Below are 16842 nucleotides of genomic sequence, written 5' to 3' on the forward strand. Positions count from 1 at the left end.
CCCTTCATCGAGGAGCGCCTCGTGACCGAGCCGACCACCGACGTCGTTCCGCTCTGGACCCTTGCGACCCGCCCGACATCGCTCCCCGAGTTCGCGACCGACGGCATGACCGCGAGCCGGGTCGCCGAGCTGCGCAGCGCGCTGACGATGCTGAGCGACGCACCGCTGGTGACCCTCGAAGCGCATCCGTCGTCCGTCGTGCCGGAGCACCGGTCCGGCGGTGTCCACCTCGCGGCGGCCAGCCCGCTGGCCATGCACCTCGCGGATCTGGTGAAGAACACGTCGAAGTCGGCGTCGTCCGTCGCCGCGTCCGGCGAAACGCTTTACCGCATGGTGGTGCCGGCGAAGGTCGCGGCGTAGGCGATCGGCTCAAGCGCTGGCAGCAGGCCCTCAACGGCGTCGGTGACAAGGTGCAACTCGACGACCTGAATCGTCGCATCGCCGGCGTCACAGACACGTCCAGCGAGTTCTATGCGCACCTCGAGCTGGCACGTCTGGCCATCACGTTGCGCCGCCAGGTGATCCTGCTGCAGGCCGTGTCGCACGCGCAGGCCGACCCGGACAACCCGTTCGAGCGGTTCGTGCGTGAGTTGAAGGCCGACCAGGAGGATATCGATGCCCTCGCCGCCGACCTGACGGCGTTCCTGATGCGGCTGTCGTCGCTCCAGTTGGATCGCAGTCACGGTGTGCGCGACTTCGTCTTCGGCTCGTCCGAAGTCGACCGTCTCCTCGACGCGATCGCGCTCCTTCAGGGGCTCGGGAAGCTCGCTCTCCCCGAGGCTCGTCCGGCCGACATCGAGATCGACATCACGCGTCACCTCGACGGGTCGGTCACCGTCTACCCCGCGCTCGAAGCCGTGACCGCCTGACGGGCATCGTCCACTCCTCGACCGACGCACGCCGCGCCCGATGGTCTCGTCGCTGCTAACGTCGCCCGCATGAGTCTCTTCCGCCGCCGCTCGACGCGCAGGTCCGGTCCTGCTCCCGCTGCCGCGGACGCCCCCAGGGACACCGCGTTCCCGGCACTGACAGCAGGCGACGCCGACTGGATCCGAGCCACCGCGCAGCGGGTTCTCGCCGAGAACGGTGTCGAAGCCACACTCGAGGCCGACGGTGCGACCTTCACCGCGTCGGACGGCTACCGGATCACGCTCGACAACGCGTTCGCCACCTGTGCCTCCGCATCCCGCGACGAATGGCTGACGATCCTGGAACGCCACTTCGGTCGGATGGCACGGACCACCACGCTGCCGGGCATCGACGATCTGACGATCGATCAGATCCGCAACCAGGTCCGCACGCGTCTGGTTCCCGACGATGCACTCACCGCGATGGGCATCGACATGGCCGCGTACGCCCGGCCGGTCGCCGACGATCTGGCTGCGGTTCTCTGCATCGACTTCCCCGAGACCATCACCTACGTCTCCTCGCATTATGCGGAACGGTTCCCCGACCTGGACGAACTCTTCCGGTTCGGTCAGATGCACACCGACGCCGAGCCGATCGACAGTGTTCAGGACGTCGGCAACGGAGTCATCGCCGTCGCAGGCGATTCGGTGTTCACCGCGTCCAAGATCCTCAACCTCGACGGGCTGCTCACGCACCTGCGGATGGACGCACCCCGCGGCGTCATCGTCTCGGTTCCCGAACGGTCGACCATCTTCCTGCACCCGATCCGGGATCTGTCCGTCATCGAGACCATCGGGGTCATGGCCTCGGCCGGGGCCTCGTACTTCGAGGATGCCGCCTACTCGGTGTCACCGAACCTCTATCACTGGTATCGCGGCCGGCTGTCGTACATCGGCGGCCTCGACCACGAGACCGACAGCATCGCCATCCGCCCCACCGACGAGCTGACCGAGATCCTCAACGGTCTGGTCGGCTGATCGCGACGATGGCATTGCACGTTCAGATCGCGGCGTACGAATACGGCTGTTGCGGCAGCATCCCCGAACCCGGTGCCGTGATCGAAGGCACCCTGACCGCGTATCCCGCAGCGGACGACGAACAGTCTCCCGTCGACGAGCCGTTCACCTGGGACCGCGACATGCAGCTTCTGCGATTCGACGGCTGGTCGGCACGCTGGGATCCCACCGGTGGTGATCCGACGACCGTGCCCCTCGTGCTGGTCCTGTCCTGGCATGACCGTGCACCCGGACCGACTGTCCGCGGCGTCGTCGACGCGCGCATCCCGGACGAGCGCTTCGGGGTGCACGAGGGTTTCGGGGTGACAGTGCGACTGTCCTCGGAGAGCTGCATCGAACCGACGCCCGAGGTCGTCGCGGCATACGCCGAGCAGGAGGAGCGCGAATCCCGCACCGTGCGCATCACCGGACCGGCGACCGCTTTCGGCGACGTGGCGCCCGCCGTCGACGTCCCACTCGAGCTGAATCTCGACGACCCGAGGCTGAGCATCGAGTTGAACTCGGCGGGCATCAGCGGCGTGGTGACCGGTGTGCCGGCTCAGGTCAGCGTCGCGGTGCAGGCCGAGCTGTGGACCAACTATCAGCCCATCGATCCCGGCTTTCCGACCGAGTCTGTCCCGTACCCGCTGATGCTCCGGTTCACGATCGATCGTGACTTCTGCTGAACCGCTGGTGACGACTTCGTCCCCGTGACACCGTCTTCCGGGAAATAGGTCCGTGAGTCGGCGTCGCGGGGACGAACTCCGCGGTGGTCCGCCTCTCCGCGAGCTCAGTCGCCCGGGACTACGAACATTCGCGTCCCCCTCAGCCCCGGCCGAGGGCGATTTGCCCTCGGCGACCCGTCACGGGGACGCAGATATCCGTAGCCCCAGGTAACCGACCGTGAGACCGGCCACGCGCGCCTCCCCGATACCCTGACCGGGTGCAATTCGACGAGATCGTCGCTGTCCGGAAGAGCAGCGCCGCGTGGCGCCTGCTGCGCGCAGACAACGCCCCGCTGCTGCTGTCGTTTCTGGGCCGCGTCTTCGTCGACGACAACGTCCGCGAGATCTCCGAGTCCGCCCTCGTGAATCTCCTCGACGACGAGCTGTACTCCCTCAACAAACGGCTCGGCCCCGGCACCTACCCCCGCACCCCGAAGGCCTACCTGGACGAATGGGCCGCCGCCGACACCGGCTGGCTCCGCAAGTACTACGTCATCGAGAGCGACGAGCCGCACTACGACGCCACGCCGGCGGTGGAACGCGCCGTCGCCTGGGTCCGCTCCCTGCGGGAACGCGGGTTCGTCGGCACCGAGTCCCGACTGAACACGGTGATCGAACTGCTCCGCCAGATCGTGTACGGCGGCAGCACCGACGCGGAGATCCGACTGGCAGAACTGCACCGCCGCCGCGCGGAACTGGATGTCGAGATCGAGGCGGCCGAGCGCGGCGACTTCCACGTCATGGACGCGACCAGCCGCCGCGACCGCTACCAGCAGTTCGCCGACATCGCCCGCGCACTCCTGTCAGACTTCCGCGAGGTGGAGTCGAACTTCCGCAGCCTCGACCGCGAGATGCGCGAGCGCATCGCCACCTGGCGCGGCACCAAGGGCGAGCTCCTTGACGAGGTGGTCGGCAGCCGCAACGTCATCTCCGACTCCGATCAGGGCCGCAGCTTTCAAGCCTTCTACGACCTCCTGCTCTCCGCCGACCGGCTCGACGAACTCGACGACCTGGTCCGGCAGACGCAGTCGCTCGACGGCCTGCCCGACGACGACGTCCGTCTCACCAACATCCACCACGACTGGCTCGACGCAGGCACCCGCGCGCAGGGCACCGTTCGTCGCCTGTCGGAGCAGCTGCGGCGCTTCCTCGACGACCAGGCGTGGCTGGAGAACCGTCGCGTCATGGACCTGCTCCGGAACATCGAGTCATCCGCGTACACGCTGCGCGACCACCGCATCGACGACTTCGCGCACGAGATCGACTCCCCCACCCCGCAGGTGCACCTGCCGCTGGAACGGCCGCTCTACCGCCGCGCCAGCACCGTCGAGGTGGCCAGCGACGGCATCGAGGAGGGGCATGCCGACGGTGACTCCACCGCCTTGTTCGAGCAGATCCACATCGATCCGGCCCCGCTCATCGAGCACGTCCGCTCCATGCTGCGCCGCCGCGACCAGGTGACGCTCGCCGACGTGATCGCCGAGACGCCGATGGAGCAGGGCCTCGCCGAACTGATCACCTACCTGTCGCTGACCGACGAGGGCTTCACCAAGGTCTTCGACGAGTCCGCGACGGAGACCGTGAGCTGGACCGACGACGTCGGTGCCCACCGCAGCGCGCACGTCCCGCGCGTCATCTACCTGCGCCCCAGCCACGATCCTGACCACCCCGAGGAGAACCGATGAGCCGCCCCGTGCCCCGCGACGAGCTGAACCTCCCGCTCGCGGTCACGTCGTTGATGAAGGGCGTCGTCTACCGCGACACCGCCGAGACCGCGTGGCGGCACGTGCTCGGTTTAGCCGCGCAGATCAGCGACTACGTGGCGACGCTCGGCCTGGCCGTGGTGATCGACGAGGCCGAGGGCTACGCGTTCCTGCGGTCCAAGGGCGACGACGAGCTCGCCGACCTGGGCATCCCCCGACTCGTCGCCCGCCACCAGCTGCCGCTGCACACCTCCCTGCTGCTGGCGCTGCTCCGCAAGAAGCTCGCCGAGCACGACACCACCGACGCGGGCAACCGACTCATCCTGACTTCGGACCAGCTGCGCGAACTCATCACGCCGTTCTTCCCGGTGTCCGCCAACGAGGCGCGCACCGCCGATCAGGCCGACACCGCCATTCGCCGCGTCGTCGACCTCGGCTTCCTCCGCCGCATGCCCGGCCAGGACGGGGAGTACGAGGTGCGCCGCGTCATCAAAGCCTACGTCGACGCGCAATGGCTGGCCGACCTCGACACCCACCTGGCCGAATACGCCGACACGATGACGCAGGAGCAGCGATGACCGGACTGTTCGCCCCCACCGAACTCGAGAGCGCGGCGTCGGCCCGGTCGGGCTTCCGCCTCCAGCGCTTCCAGGTCCTCAACTGGGGAACCTTCGACCAGCGCGTCTGGACGCTCACCCTCGACGGTGAGAACGGCCTGCTGACCGGCGACATCGGCTCCGGCAAGTCGACCCTCGTCGACGCCCTCACCACCCTGCTCCTGCCGGCGCACCGCGTCGCGTACAACAAGGCGGCGGGCGGCGAGTCCCGCGAACGCGACCTGCGGTCGTACGTCCTCGGCTACTACAAGTCCGAACGCAACGAGGTCACCGGCTCTTCGCGCCCCGTCGCCCTGCGCGGCATGAGCAACTACTCGGTGATCCTCGGCGTCTTCGCGAACGAGGGCTACGACGAGACCGTCACCCTGGCGCAGGTCTTCTCCATGCGGCACGACAGCGGTCAGCCCGAACGCTTCTTCACCGTCACCGACCGTCCGCTCGACATCGCCACCGACTTCGCCGACTTCGGCTCGGACCTCCGCGCGCTGCGCAAGCGGCTCAAGGACGGCGACACCCGCATCCACGAGCACTTCCCCGAGTACGGCCGCGACTACCGCCGGTCGCTGGCGATCCGCTCCGAACAGGCCATGGAGCTGTTCCACCAAACCGTCTCGATGAAGGCCGTCGGCAACCTCAACGACTTCGTCCGCGACCACATGCTCGAGCCGTTCGACTCCTCCGGCTGGGTGGACACCATGGTCACCCACTTCGAGGACCTCACCGCCGCGCACGACGCCGTTGTCCTGGCCCGCACCCAACTCGCGGAGCTGGAGCCGCTGCTGGCGGACCACGACAAGTACCGCGGCCACACCGAGATGGCCGCCGAGTTGAAGGACCGGCGCGCCGCCCTGCGCTTCTACTTCGCACAGCAGCGGTTCGACCTCCTCACCGCAGGCCTGGACGTCCACAACCGTGACCTGCACGCCACCCGCACCGCGCTGGAGACCGTCGAACGCGACCTCGCCGATCTGCGGATCGCCCTGCGCGAACTGGAACTGCGGCAGGCAGGGCTCGGCGGCACCGACATCGCGACGCTCGAACAGCAGATCGCCGAAGCGACCCGGCAGCGCGACGAACGCACCCTCGCCTACGACCGCTACAGCACCATGATCGACGACGCGGGCCTCGCCCCCGTCAACGACCGAGGCCAGTTCGACCAGCGGCGCACCGAGGTCGCCGACGCCGTCGCCGCCCTCGACGCCGAGGTCGCCGACACCGAGAACTCCCTCAACGAAGTCCGCTTCAGCAAGCGCGAGTACGACACCGAGGGCCGCCGCATCGCCGGCGAGATCGCCAGTCTCCGCGGCCGCACCACCAATATCCCCGACCGCAACCTCCGGATCCGCGAGCTGATCTGCGAGGGCGTCGGCATCCCGCGCGATGAGCTCCCGTTCGTCGGCGAGCTGATCGGCGTCCGCGAGGACGAGAGCCGCTGGGAGGGCGCCGCCGAACGCGTCCTGCGCGGCTTCGGACTGTCACTCCTTGTGGCGTCCGATCTGTACGACGATGTCTCCGCCTGGATCGACGCCAATCATCTCGGCGGCCGCGTCGTGTACTTCAAGGTGTCCGACCACGTCGCGTCGAAGGGCGTGCCGACGCCGCCGGCGAACGCCCTCGCCCACAAGATCGACATCAAGCAGGGCCGCTTCGAGGCCTGGCTGGAGCGCAGGCTCTTCGAGCGCGCCCGCCACATCTGCGCCGAGACCCTCGACGAGTTCCGCCGTGCCGACGTCGCCGTCACCGTCAACGGGCAGGTCCGCTCCGGCGGCGGACGCCACGAGAAGGACGACTCGCAGCGCGTCGACGACCGCCGCAACTACGTCCTCGGATGGAGCAACGAGCAGAAGATCTCCGCGCTGTTCTCGGCCGGCCAGCTGCTGCAGGATCGCCTCAATCGGGTCGACGGCGAGATCGACGAACTCGAGGAGCGTCGTCGCGCGCTGATGGCGCGCCGCAACGCGCTCACCGGCCTCGACGCCTACCCCAGCTTCGACATCGTCGACGCCGCCTCGTCAGTGGCGCGGATCGCCGAGCTCACCGCCCGCAAGACCGAGCTGGAGCAGTCGTCGTCGGAGCTCGCCGAGGTCACCGACGCGATTGCCGCCACCCGCGAGCAGCTGTCCGCCGCCGATGCGACGCGCGACGGCCTGCGCGACAAGGTCTCTCGCCTGGAGATGGCACGCGGGCAGAGCGAACAGGCCCGCGACGCCGCCCAGCAGGTGATCGGTGACCCCGAGTTCGACGACGCGCAGCCGCACTTCGAGGCGATCGCCGCCGACGTCGAAAAGTACCGCGCTAAGGTCCGCACCGCCGACGACGCCGATGACGCCGAGCTGACCGTCGCCGAGTGCGGCGAACTCGAATCGTCGATGACCGAGCAGCTCACCGACGACTCCGAGCAGCACGCCAGTCGCGCAGGCACGTACGAGACGCGCGTGGTGAATCGGATGTCGGAGTTCAATCGCAGTCACCCGGTGCTCACCACCGAGTTCGACGCCGATATCGCCTCCGCCGACGAGTACCGCGAACTCCATCAGCGGCTCGCCGAGGACGATCTCCCGCGGTTCGAGGCGGAGTTCAAGAACTACTTGAACACCAACGCCATCCGCGACATCGCGATCTTCGCCGCCAAGCTCAACAAGGAGGTGCACCTGATCGGCTCCAAGATCGACACGATCAACGAGTCGCTCGCCGGCATCGAGTACAACCCCGGCCGATACATCCGCCTCGACGTCAATCCGACCGCATCGCAGGAGATCCGCGAGTTCCGCGCCGATCTCCGGGCCTGCAGCGACGGCTCCTTCGAGGCCGACAGCGACGACCACTACGCCGAGGAGAAGTTCCTCCTCGTCAAGGCGTTGGTCGAACGGTTCCGCGGCCGCGAGGGCTTCACCGATGTGGACCGCAAGTGGACCGAGCTGGTCACCGACGTCCGCAACTGGGTCACCTTCGCCGCGTCCGAACGATACGTCGACGGCGACGCCGAGTACGAGAACTACACCGACTCCGACGGCAAGTCCGGCGGCCAGAAGGAGAAGCTCGCGTACACGATCCTCGCGGCGTCACTGGCGTACCAGTTCGACCTCAAGTGGGGCGCCACCATGTCGCGCGACTTCCGGTTCGTCGTCATCGACGAGGCCTTCGGTCGCGGCTCGGACGACTCCGCCCGCTACGCGCTCTCCCTGTTCGCCCGACTCGGTCTGCAACTGCTGATCGTGACGCCGCTGACGAAGATCTACACGATCGAACCCTTCGTATCCGCCGTCGGTTACGTCGAGAACCGCGGCGGCAGCTACTCGCAGCTGCAGTGCCTGACGATCGAGGAGTACCGCGCGCGGCGCGATGTGCGCGACCTGGTGGAGGTCGTCGAGTAACGCTCGCCGACCATGCCCGCACGGTGGCAGGGAGTGCTCCCACCGCGCGGGCCGTCGCCCCTCCTGTCGTCGGAGTTATACGCCGATCGCACCCCCGCCGGAACGCCAGACGGACACGACCGAGGGACGGGGCTGGGAGCTGCCGCCGTCCGGCCAGTGCGATGCCGGGTTGTCTGCCGAGTGGTCGTCCTCTTCGCCGGGATGCTGCACGCAGACGATGACCCGCTTGTCCTGGATGATCGGGCCGCAGGTCTCGGCGCCCCGCGGGACAGTCAAGAACTGTTTCGTCTCACCGCGACGATCACCGTCGAGTGCGACGGCGAACAGGCCGTCGTTGCTCTCCAGCGCGTTGCCGTCGGTCGAGATCCACAGATTGCCATGCGAGTCGAAGGCGACGTTGTCCGGGCACGAGATGGGGCTCACCTTGCTCTTGTCGAAGCCGCCGTAGTAGGTATCGGCCTCCTTGGGGTCGCCGCACACCAGGAGCAGGTCCCAGGTGAGGGACTCACCTGCATGATCGTCGGTGATCTCCAGAATCTGGCCGTTCTTGTTCTCGTTGCGCGGATTCGTGGCATCGACGCCGGGCTTGCCGTCGACTCCGCGCTTGCTGTTGTTGGTGAGCACCGCATACACCTTGCCGGTGACCGGATGCGGCTCGATGTCCTCGGGCCGGTCCATCTTGGTCGCGCCCACCTTGTCTGCGGCTTCACGGGTGAAGACCGCGACCTCGGCGGCCGTCATGCCCTTGATATGCGACGTCGCGGTCCCGTCCGGGGCCACCGTCATCAGCTTGTGCCACGTGCCGGAACCGGCGGCACCGTCGACAGTGATCGGCTTGTCGCTGGAGAACGACGCGACGTACAGGGTGCCCTCAGCGAGGATGCCCATGTTATGCCGCTTGTCGCCTTCCTTGATCTTGCGGCTGGAGACGAACTTGTAGATGTACTCGAAGCGCTCGTCGTCGCCGGTGTAGACGACCACGGTGCCCGCCGCCGGTCCGTCCTTGACGACGTGCACCGTCGCGGCCTCGTGCTTGAGTCGACCGAGTGCGGAGTGCTTCAGCGGAGTCGACTTGGGGTCGGCGGGATCCACTTCGACGACGTACCCGAAGCGGTTGGCCTCGTTGGGCGTCTTCGCGAGGTCGAAGCGCGGCTCGAACTGACCCCACTGGTGGTAGTCCGCATCGTCCTCGAAGCCGTATCGCTCCAGGTGCTTGGCGGCCGTCTTATCGGTGACCTTGCCGGCATTGGAGAAGTAGTTGTTGTAGTTCTCCTCGCCGGAGAGCATCGTGCCCCACGGGGTGATTCCGCCCGAGCAGTTGGCGATGGTGCCGAGGATGACGGTGCCGGTCGGATCCTCGGAGGTCTTCACCAGATCGGTGCGCGCGGCCGGACCGGTCAGGCGGAACGGTGTGCCTGCGGTGATGCGACGGTTCCGCGACCCGATGACCGGCGTGAGCGAGCCGTCCCTGTCGGACTCCTCGACCTCGAGCACGGTGATGCCGTGTGCGGCCATCGCGATCCGCGCCTGCTGCTCGGTCGGCTTCTTCTCGACGTAGCCCCGGAACATGAACTGCTCGGTGGTGTACTCCTGGTTCACCACCAGATATGAGTGTCCGGGCTGGTCGGCGATCGGGATCAGTCCGGCGAAGTCGTTGTTGAATCCGAACTGTGCGGCCTGCGCCTCGGGCGTCTGGTTGTCGAAGTCGAACTCGGGCGCGCCCGGGATCACCGGATCGCCCCAGCGGATCACCACCTTCTGGTCGTACCCCTTCGAGGTGATGAGCGCGTCCTCGGTGTTCGGCTTGACGATGTCGAACCGCATGCCCTCGTAGGGTCCGTCCGAACCGGCTCCGGCGGTACCGCTGCCACCGGCGGTGCCGTCGGTTCCGTCATCACCGCAGGCCGCGAGGATCGACGTTGCGCCGACCGCGACGACGGCGCCCATCGTGCCGCGCAGCACGGCCCGACGCGACAGCGCCGTGCGCGCGACATCGCGGAAATACTCGTTGTCGCTCGTGTTGGCGGGCTCATGCCAGCACGCCTCGCCACACTTGTATCGACAGGTGACGCGCGCGCGTGCGGAACGACCGACGTCGGCGCCTCCCACGGCGAACAACTGCAACGGAATACGCATTCGGGTGAGCCTCTTCCCTCGATCCGGCCGCCTACTGACTGGGCGGGTACTGGGCCGACTCTAAGATCCTCGGTTCGCAGTAGGCGATCGTCGGGGTGAACACCGCGCGAACACCACACTGCGCGCAGATGTTCCCCGGCCCCGGCTCCTCACCGGGGAATGTTGCCTACGGTAAGCAATAAGGTTTATAGTTACTTACCGCAACTAAGGAGGACCGGTGGTCGACGACGAACAAGCGCGGCGCATCCTGACTGCGGCGATCGAGCTGGCTCGTGTCTTCGAGATCGCCCGCAAGCGCCGTCTGACGAGCGGTATCACCGGCACCAAGATCGGGATCCTCAAGCACTTGAAGAGGCACGACGCCCGGCTGACCGAACTCGCCGAATGCCTCACCGTCTCGCTCCCCGTCGCCTCACGCGCGGTCGGTGCGCTGGAGACGGAGGGTTACGTCATCCGCCGCACCGATCCGGAGGACGCCCGCGCCTCGCTTCTGTCGCTCAGCTCGGCAGGCGTCGACTACATCTGCACGCGCGAGTCCCAGTTCATCGCACATTTCGCCGCACGCCTGGCGGATTGGTCCGACGAGGACGCCGCTCAGGCCGAGGCCGTGCTGAGCCGCCTGCGGGATCCGATCTTGGCCGCGTTAGAGCCGCTGCCCGAGCAGCAGTCCGCGCAGACCACGACGTGACATTCCGCCCTGCACTCTTTTGAAAGGTCCGTTGTTGACCGCCCAGCCCCTCACCGGTACGACCTCCACCGCCCCGCGCGAGTACACCCACAGCGAGATCCTCGGGGTCATGACCGGCCTGCTCGCCGCCCTCTTCACCGCGATGATCTCGACGACCATCGTCGCGACCGCGCTGCCCACCATCATGGGCGCTCTCAACGGCACGCAGCGCCAGTACACCTGGGTCATCACCGCCAGCCTCCTGACCATGACCATCAGCACCCCGATCTGGGGCAAGCTGTCGGACCTGTTCAACAAGAAGGTCCTCACCCAGCTGTCGATCGTCCTGTTCGTCGCGGGCTCGGTCCTCGCCGGGTTCGCGCACGAGGTGTGGCTCCTGATGCCGGCCCGCGCCATCCAGGGCATCGCCATGGGCGGCTTGATAGCGACCGCACAATCGGTGATGGGGTCCATCATCACGCCGCGTGACCGCGGCAGGTACAGCGGCTACATGGGCGCGGTCATGGCCGTCGCGACCGTCTCCGGTCCCCTCCTCGGCGGTCTGATCACCGACCACTTCGGCTGGCGCTGGACCTTCTTCGTCTGCGTCCCGCTCGCCGTCATCGCCCTGATCCTGATCCAGATCAAGCTGCATCTCCCGCACACTCCGCGCGAGAACGTGAAGATCGACTACCTCGGCGCGGTGCTGCTGTCGATCGCCGCAGCCCTCCCCATGCTGTGGGTGACCTTCGCGGGCAACTCGTACGACTGGATCTCCTGGCAGTCGGCCGCGTTCGTCGGCGGCTTCCTCGTCGCCACCGCACTGACGGTGGTCGTCGAACTCCGCGCCGCCGAGCCGATGCTCCCGCTGCGCGTGCTGCACAATCGCGCCACCATCCTGATGATCCTCGGCAGCATCGCCGTCGGCGTCGCGATGTTCGGCCCCAGTGTCTTCCTGACCCAGTACTTCCAGCTCGGTGACGGGTTCTCCCCCACCAAGGCCGGACTGATGACGATCCCGATGATCGTCGCGCAGATGCTCAGCGCCACGATCTGTGGTCAGATCGTCAGCCGCACCGGACGTGTCAAGGCCGTCATGGTGGTGGGCGGCGCCACCATGCTCGTCGGCCTCTTCGGTCTCGGCTTCATCGACCACACCACGGCGTACGTGAACGTCGCGATCTTCATGGCCATCGCAGGCATCGGCATCGGCGGTCTGATGCAGAACATCGTGCTCGTCGTGCAGAACACCGTCGACGTCACGGAGGTCGGCGCGGCCTCGGCCGCCATCGCGTTCTTCCGCTCGCTCGGCGGCGCAGTGGGCGTCTCGGTGCTCGGCGCAGTCCTGACCAGCCTCGTCGCCGACAACGTGACCAAGGGCCTGACGTCAGCCGGCATCCCCGTCCCGAAGGAGTCGGGCGACACCAGCCTCGACATCAGCATCCTGCCCGCGCCCGTCCAGGACATCGTCCACCACGCCTACTCAGACGCGTTCGGCCCGGTGTTCATGATCTCCGCGGCCACTGCGATCGTGACGTTCGTCTGCGTGCTGCTCCTGAAGGAGGTGCAGTTGCGCACCACCATCGCCAAGGAGCCGGCGAAGACCACTCCGCAGGACACCGCTGCGACCGACGCCTCCGTCGCTGAGGACGTCGAGGACAAGGCCCAGACCACCGCCCCGGCGCCGAGCGTCACCATCGGCGCGGAGGAACCGGTCGATCTCGACGACAAGGGCGACCCGCTCCCGGCCCGGACCTAGGACCGGCCTAGGCCGACTCGGCCGCCCCGCAGATCTCCGCCGGGCACCCGTGCCAGGTGTTCGACGCCTCCCGGATGGCGTGCAGCGCCACCGGCCGGGTGTACCGGCGGCTCAGCGGCGTGAACTTCTCGATCGACCGCGAGACATGGTCGTGGAAGAAGCTACACACCTCCTGCAGGGCGAGCACCTTCTGCGCCACCTGCCGCAGTTCACGGTCCGTGACCCACGGTCCCTCGCCGTCGATCAAATTGTCGATGTCGGCCTCGCGCCACTCGCAATCCGGGTTCCCGCATTCGCACGGATACAGCGGGCGGCTCACCTCGGGTTCCACCGCGATGCGGGGCGTCGACGGTGCCGGTTCAACAGTCGTGGTCATGACTTCGTCTCCTCCCTCGGCAGTCGATGCCGCTGCCGATGCGGACACTGTGGCACGAGCCTCTGACATTTCCGGGTGCCGTCCCAGCACCGGTCGATCAGGCGAGCGGTCGATCAGGCGAGTGAATTCAGGTAGTCGTTCATCGCACGACCCAACTCGTCGGTGAACGCCACCAGCGTCACCTTCTCCACACCGGTCTCGGCGCCGCGGATCGTGTCGATCGCCGCCGCGATCGCATCGGGTATCGGCCAGCCGTACACGCCCGCGCTGATCAGCGGGAAGGCGACCGTCGTGGCGCCGAGCTCGTCGGCCACGGCCAGACACCGTCGGTAACACGACTCCAGCAGTCCGCGATCGCGTTGTCCCGCGCTGTAGTTCGGGCCCACTGTGTGAATGATGTGCCCGGCATTGAGCGCACCCGCCGTGGTGTAGCCGGCGTCGCCCACCGCGAGTCCGTTCGGGAATCGGCGGACGCAGTCTTCCAGGACCGACGGCCCGCCTGCCCGGTGGATCGCACCGTCGACTCCCCCACCGCCGCGCATCCGCGTGTTCGCGGCGTTGACGATGGCATCCGCCCGGACTCTGGTGATGTCTCCGACCACGATCTCGATGTTCCGCACATCCTCATTGTCGTCGATCTCGGAAATAAATCACCTGGGCGAGGTCTACTGGCCGGTATCCGCCTTTTCTGCCCCTATCGGTGATTCATTGACGAACAGACACCGTCACTTGCCCAGAATCTTCGAGATCGGCTTCGCCAGCGACGGCATCACCGTCGGATGTCTGCGATCGGGGTCGCTGACGGCGACGAGCGCCTTCTCCGGAGCCAGCCGATGCTTCTTCATGTAGCCGAGGAGCGAGGAGATGAGGTCGCGTGACGACCGCAGCTGTTCCAGCGACGGTGCACGCGGGTCGCTGAACGGCTCCAGGCGGTTGATCTGCGCCGACAGCTCGCTCTCGGCCATCATCACGCGTTCCCACAACCCGTCGTCGAACTCCTCGCCGACGTTCTTGAGCGCGTGTGCCACCGCCACCTGGATCGCGATACTCGTCGGGTCCAGCACGACGGCCTTGGGGCCGGGGCGGGCGGTCGCGGCCGCCGCGGCGACCATTCCCGCGGTCCCCGCGATGCCGCTGAGCATGGCGAGCCCGCCTGCCGCCGCGATGCTGGCCGTGCTCGCGGTCGCGAGTCCGCCGGAGATCGCGGCCACGCCGACCGCCCCGACACCGCCCGCGACGGCCAGGCCGACGGGACCGGCCGCGAGCAGTGCGACACCGGCAGCGGCGAGCGCCCACCGCGACCGCGGCCCCAGCCAGCGAGCACGACGGTCGAGGTGCGCATTCACCGATTCGACGGCCTCGCACACCTGCTCGGCCGTCTCCGTCGAGTAGCCGAGATGGTTCATGATCGCCGAGATCGCGCCGAACGCGGCGTCGCCGGTGTCGATCTCGTACGGCGACACCAGGTTCGAGTACGCGAGGACGACCACGCGGCTGATGACCTCCGACAGGTCCCAGATCCGCGGCAACCGCGGCAACTTCCCCTCCGACAGGGTCGTCAGTTCGGGCGGCAACTGATGGGTCTCGGCCTGTTCCAGCAGGTCCGAGACATAGAGATCCCGCACCACGCTCAAGGCGTCCTGATAGCGCTCGCGCGTCGCTCGTTTCGGGATGTGCAGGCCGACGGCATCCGCGAAGTGCAGGGTCACCAGGACCGTCAGTTCGTTGTCGGTGAGCCTGCGTGCGGTGCTGACGCGACGCGCACCGTCCGGCCCCGGATGCAACGCGCGGTCGACCAGCGTCGCGATCGCCGGCTGGGAGAGGTAGTCGAACGCACGGTGCGTGCTCGCCCCGCGGACGGAGAAGTCCTGCGCACCCGGGAAGATCGTCGCCAGTCCGCGACCGGCGGTGACTCCGTCGAGGGGGTCCAGAAAGTTCGACCAGTCGTCGACCCGGGAATACGGGAATCGTTTCAGGATCCGCTGGCTGTTCCGGTACAGCGCGGGGGTGCCTGCCGGGCTGCCGACGGTGATGAACCGACGGACGTGGACGGATTCGGGGAGGTGGTCCAGCAGGTCGATCGCAATGACGCTGCCCAGGCTGTGCCCGATGAGGACGATCTCGTCGACGTCGCCGTCCAAGTCGTCGAGGATCCGCTGCAGGACGGCGCCGCGCAGCCCCTCGTCGGTGAGGTAGTTCTTCACCTGTTTGAGGACGTCGAGCGGCGCCGAGTCCAGGAGGGACTCCTGCAGTCCGTTGACGACCGAGTCCGGCAGGCGCCCCAGTCCGAAGGCCCGGACCTCCTGGAAGTCGCGGACCAGCAGTTCCACCTGTCCCTGGCGTCGTTCGAAGGCACGGCGGGCGTCGCGATCGTCGACCACCGTGTACGTGATCGGCGGATGGACCGACTCGATCTCCGGCACCTTCAGCAGGTCTCGGTACTGCGGCGCGATGATCTCCGACTCGTCCACCGGCCGAGCCTGGATAGCGACGAGGCCGCGGTTCAGTCCGTCGAACCAGCCCGTCGCCGGGTCGCCGAGACCCACGCCGTGCAGGTAGAGAATGCGCACTGCGACCTCCCCTGGGCTGTGCTCGACGAACTGCGGACTACCGAATGATATCGGCGCGGCTACCGTCCGAACATCTTGCCGAACGTACCGCCGTTTCCGGGCCTCCGTCATCGTCGCCGTCGGGATCGCTGATCGCCGGAACGACGGCGTCAGGAACCAACCCGTGTTTCTTCATGTAGTCGAGCAGCGACTTGATGACATCACGCGCGGCGTTCAGGCGTTCCAAGGAGGCCGACTTGGCGTCGCTGTACGACTCGAGCCGGTTGATCTGCGAGGACAGCTCCCCCTCGGCGAGGGTCACCCGCTCCCACAGTCCCCCGTCGAACTCCTCTCCCACCTTCTTCAGGGCGTGGGCGATCGACACCTGGATCGCGATGCTCGTCGGGTCCAGCACCACTGCGTTCGCGCCGGGGCGCGCCGTGGCAGCGGCGGCGGCGACCATTCCACCGGTTCCCGCCAGGCTGCTGAGCATCGCCAGCCCTCCGACCATGCCGCCGGGACCGAAGGCCGCCAGCCCGCTCGTGATCGCCGCGGCACCGGCAGCCCCTGCGGCACCAGCCATCGCGATGCCGATGGGGCCTGCCGCCAGGAGCGCGACACCGGCTGCCGCAAGCGCCACGCAGCATCCCCCGGTGTCGATCTCGTACGGCGCCACGGCGTTCGAGTATGCGAGCACCACGACGCGACGGATGGTCTCCGACAGGTCCCACACACGCGGCAGCGTCGGCATCCGACCGGAGACGAGTGTGGCGAGTTCCGGTGGCAGCTGCTCGGTCCCGGTCTGCGCCGACAATTCCGCGATGTACAAGTCGCGGACCACGGCCAGCGCATCCTCGTACCGGTCCCGGGTGTCCTTCTGCTTCTTCGGAATGTGGCTGCCGACCACATTCGCGAACTCGAGGGTGACGAGGACCGTCAGCTCCTCATCCGACAACCGTCGAACCATACCGCTGCCGCTCGGCACCAACGCCGTCCCGGGATTCACCACCTGCCTCCGAGAGATTCAGCGCG

General features: G+C 67.5%; 14 protein-coding genes. 9 read left to right on the forward strand and 5 right to left on the reverse strand.

The window, feature by feature from the left end:
* The first annotated feature begins 21 nt into the window (after window positions 1-21).
* The 7 genes from ACH46_RS21625 (at window position 22) to ACH46_RS13260 (ending at window position 8323) form a co-directional block, all read left to right on the forward strand.
* Window positions 22-360, forward strand: a complete 339-nt coding sequence (locus ACH46_RS21625) for a hypothetical protein (protein WP_062393339.1) — start codon at window positions 22-24, stop codon at window positions 358-360.
* A 50-nt stretch (window positions 361-410) separates the two neighbouring features.
* Window positions 411-869, forward strand: a complete 459-nt coding sequence (locus tag ACH46_RS21630) for a hypothetical protein (protein WP_062393340.1) — start codon at window positions 411-413, stop codon at window positions 867-869.
* A gap of 69 nt (window positions 870-938) precedes the next feature.
* Window positions 939-1886, forward strand: a complete 948-nt coding sequence (locus ACH46_RS13240; RefSeq protein WP_062393341.1) for a hypothetical protein — start codon at window positions 939-941, stop codon at window positions 1884-1886.
* A gap of 8 nt (window positions 1887-1894) precedes the next feature.
* Window positions 1895-2590, forward strand: coding sequence for a hypothetical protein (locus ACH46_RS13245; RefSeq protein ID WP_062393342.1), 696 nt, complete (start codon window positions 1895-1897; stop codon window positions 2588-2590).
* Between the two features lie 257 nt (window positions 2591-2847).
* Window positions 2848-4314: a DUF3375 domain-containing protein gene (locus ACH46_RS13250; protein ID WP_062393343.1), complete on the forward strand. Its 1467-nt coding sequence runs from the start codon at window positions 2848-2850 to the stop codon at window positions 4312-4314.
* Entirely contained in the window at window positions 4311-4910 is a 600-nt protein-coding gene (locus tag ACH46_RS13255; protein ID WP_062393344.1) for a DUF4194 domain-containing protein, read from the forward strand. Before ACH46_RS13250 ends, ACH46_RS13255 begins: the two co-directional genes overlap by 4 nt.
* Complete coding sequence (locus tag ACH46_RS13260) at window positions 4907-8323, forward strand: ATP-binding protein (RefSeq protein ID WP_062393345.1); 3417 nt, start codon at window positions 4907-4909, stop codon at window positions 8321-8323. Before ACH46_RS13255 ends, ACH46_RS13260 begins: the two co-directional genes overlap by 4 nt.
* A gap of 75 nt (window positions 8324-8398) precedes the next feature.
* Here the strand turns inward: ACH46_RS13260 and ACH46_RS13265 are convergent, their stop codons facing one another.
* Window positions 8399-10459, reverse strand: a complete 2061-nt coding sequence (locus ACH46_RS13265; RefSeq protein WP_062393346.1) for a PhoX family protein — start codon at window positions 10457-10459, stop codon at window positions 8399-8401.
* Window positions 10460-10676: 217 nt separating this feature from the next.
* On the opposite strand from ACH46_RS13265, the gene ACH46_RS13270 reads away from it, so the two are divergent.
* Both ACH46_RS13270 and ACH46_RS13275 read left to right on the forward strand, forming a co-directional pair.
* Window positions 10677-11147: a MarR family winged helix-turn-helix transcriptional regulator gene (locus ACH46_RS13270; RefSeq protein WP_062393347.1), complete on the forward strand. Its 471-nt coding sequence runs from the start codon at window positions 10677-10679 to the stop codon at window positions 11145-11147.
* 34 nt (window positions 11148-11181) lie between these two features.
* On the forward strand, window positions 11182-12885 hold the full coding sequence (locus ACH46_RS13275) for an MDR family MFS transporter (protein WP_226995621.1): 1704 nt from the start codon (window positions 11182-11184) through the stop codon (window positions 12883-12885).
* Between the two features lie 7 nt (window positions 12886-12892).
* On the opposite strand, the gene ACH46_RS13280 is transcribed toward ACH46_RS13275, so the two are convergent.
* The 4 genes from ACH46_RS13280 to ACH46_RS13295 all read right to left on the reverse strand — a co-directional run bounded on the left by ACH46_RS13280 (window position 12893) and on the right by ACH46_RS13295 (window position 16819).
* The gene (locus ACH46_RS13280) at window positions 12893-13261 is read right to left on the reverse strand and encodes a hypothetical protein (protein WP_062393348.1); all 369 of its coding nucleotides are present in this window, start codon (window positions 13259-13261) and stop codon (window positions 12893-12895) included.
* Between the two features lie 113 nt (window positions 13262-13374).
* Window positions 13375-13881 (reverse strand): macro domain-containing protein, encoded by a 507-nt coding sequence (locus ACH46_RS13285; protein WP_062393349.1) that lies wholly within the window; start codon window positions 13879-13881, stop codon window positions 13375-13377.
* 105 nt (window positions 13882-13986) lie between these two features.
* Entirely contained in the window at window positions 13987-15831 is a 1845-nt protein-coding gene (locus ACH46_RS13290) for an alpha/beta hydrolase family protein (protein WP_062393350.1), read from the reverse strand.
* 37 nt (window positions 15832-15868) lie between these two features.
* A complete protein-coding gene (locus ACH46_RS13295) occupies window positions 15869-16819 on the reverse strand; it encodes a hypothetical protein (protein WP_162234642.1) in 951 nt (316 codons plus the stop codon).
* Window positions 16820-16842 lie beyond the last annotated feature (23 nt).

This window comes from Gordonia phthalatica (genome assembly GCF_001305675.1).
GTDB lineage: Bacteria > Actinomycetota > Actinomycetes > Mycobacteriales > Mycobacteriaceae > Gordonia > Gordonia phthalatica.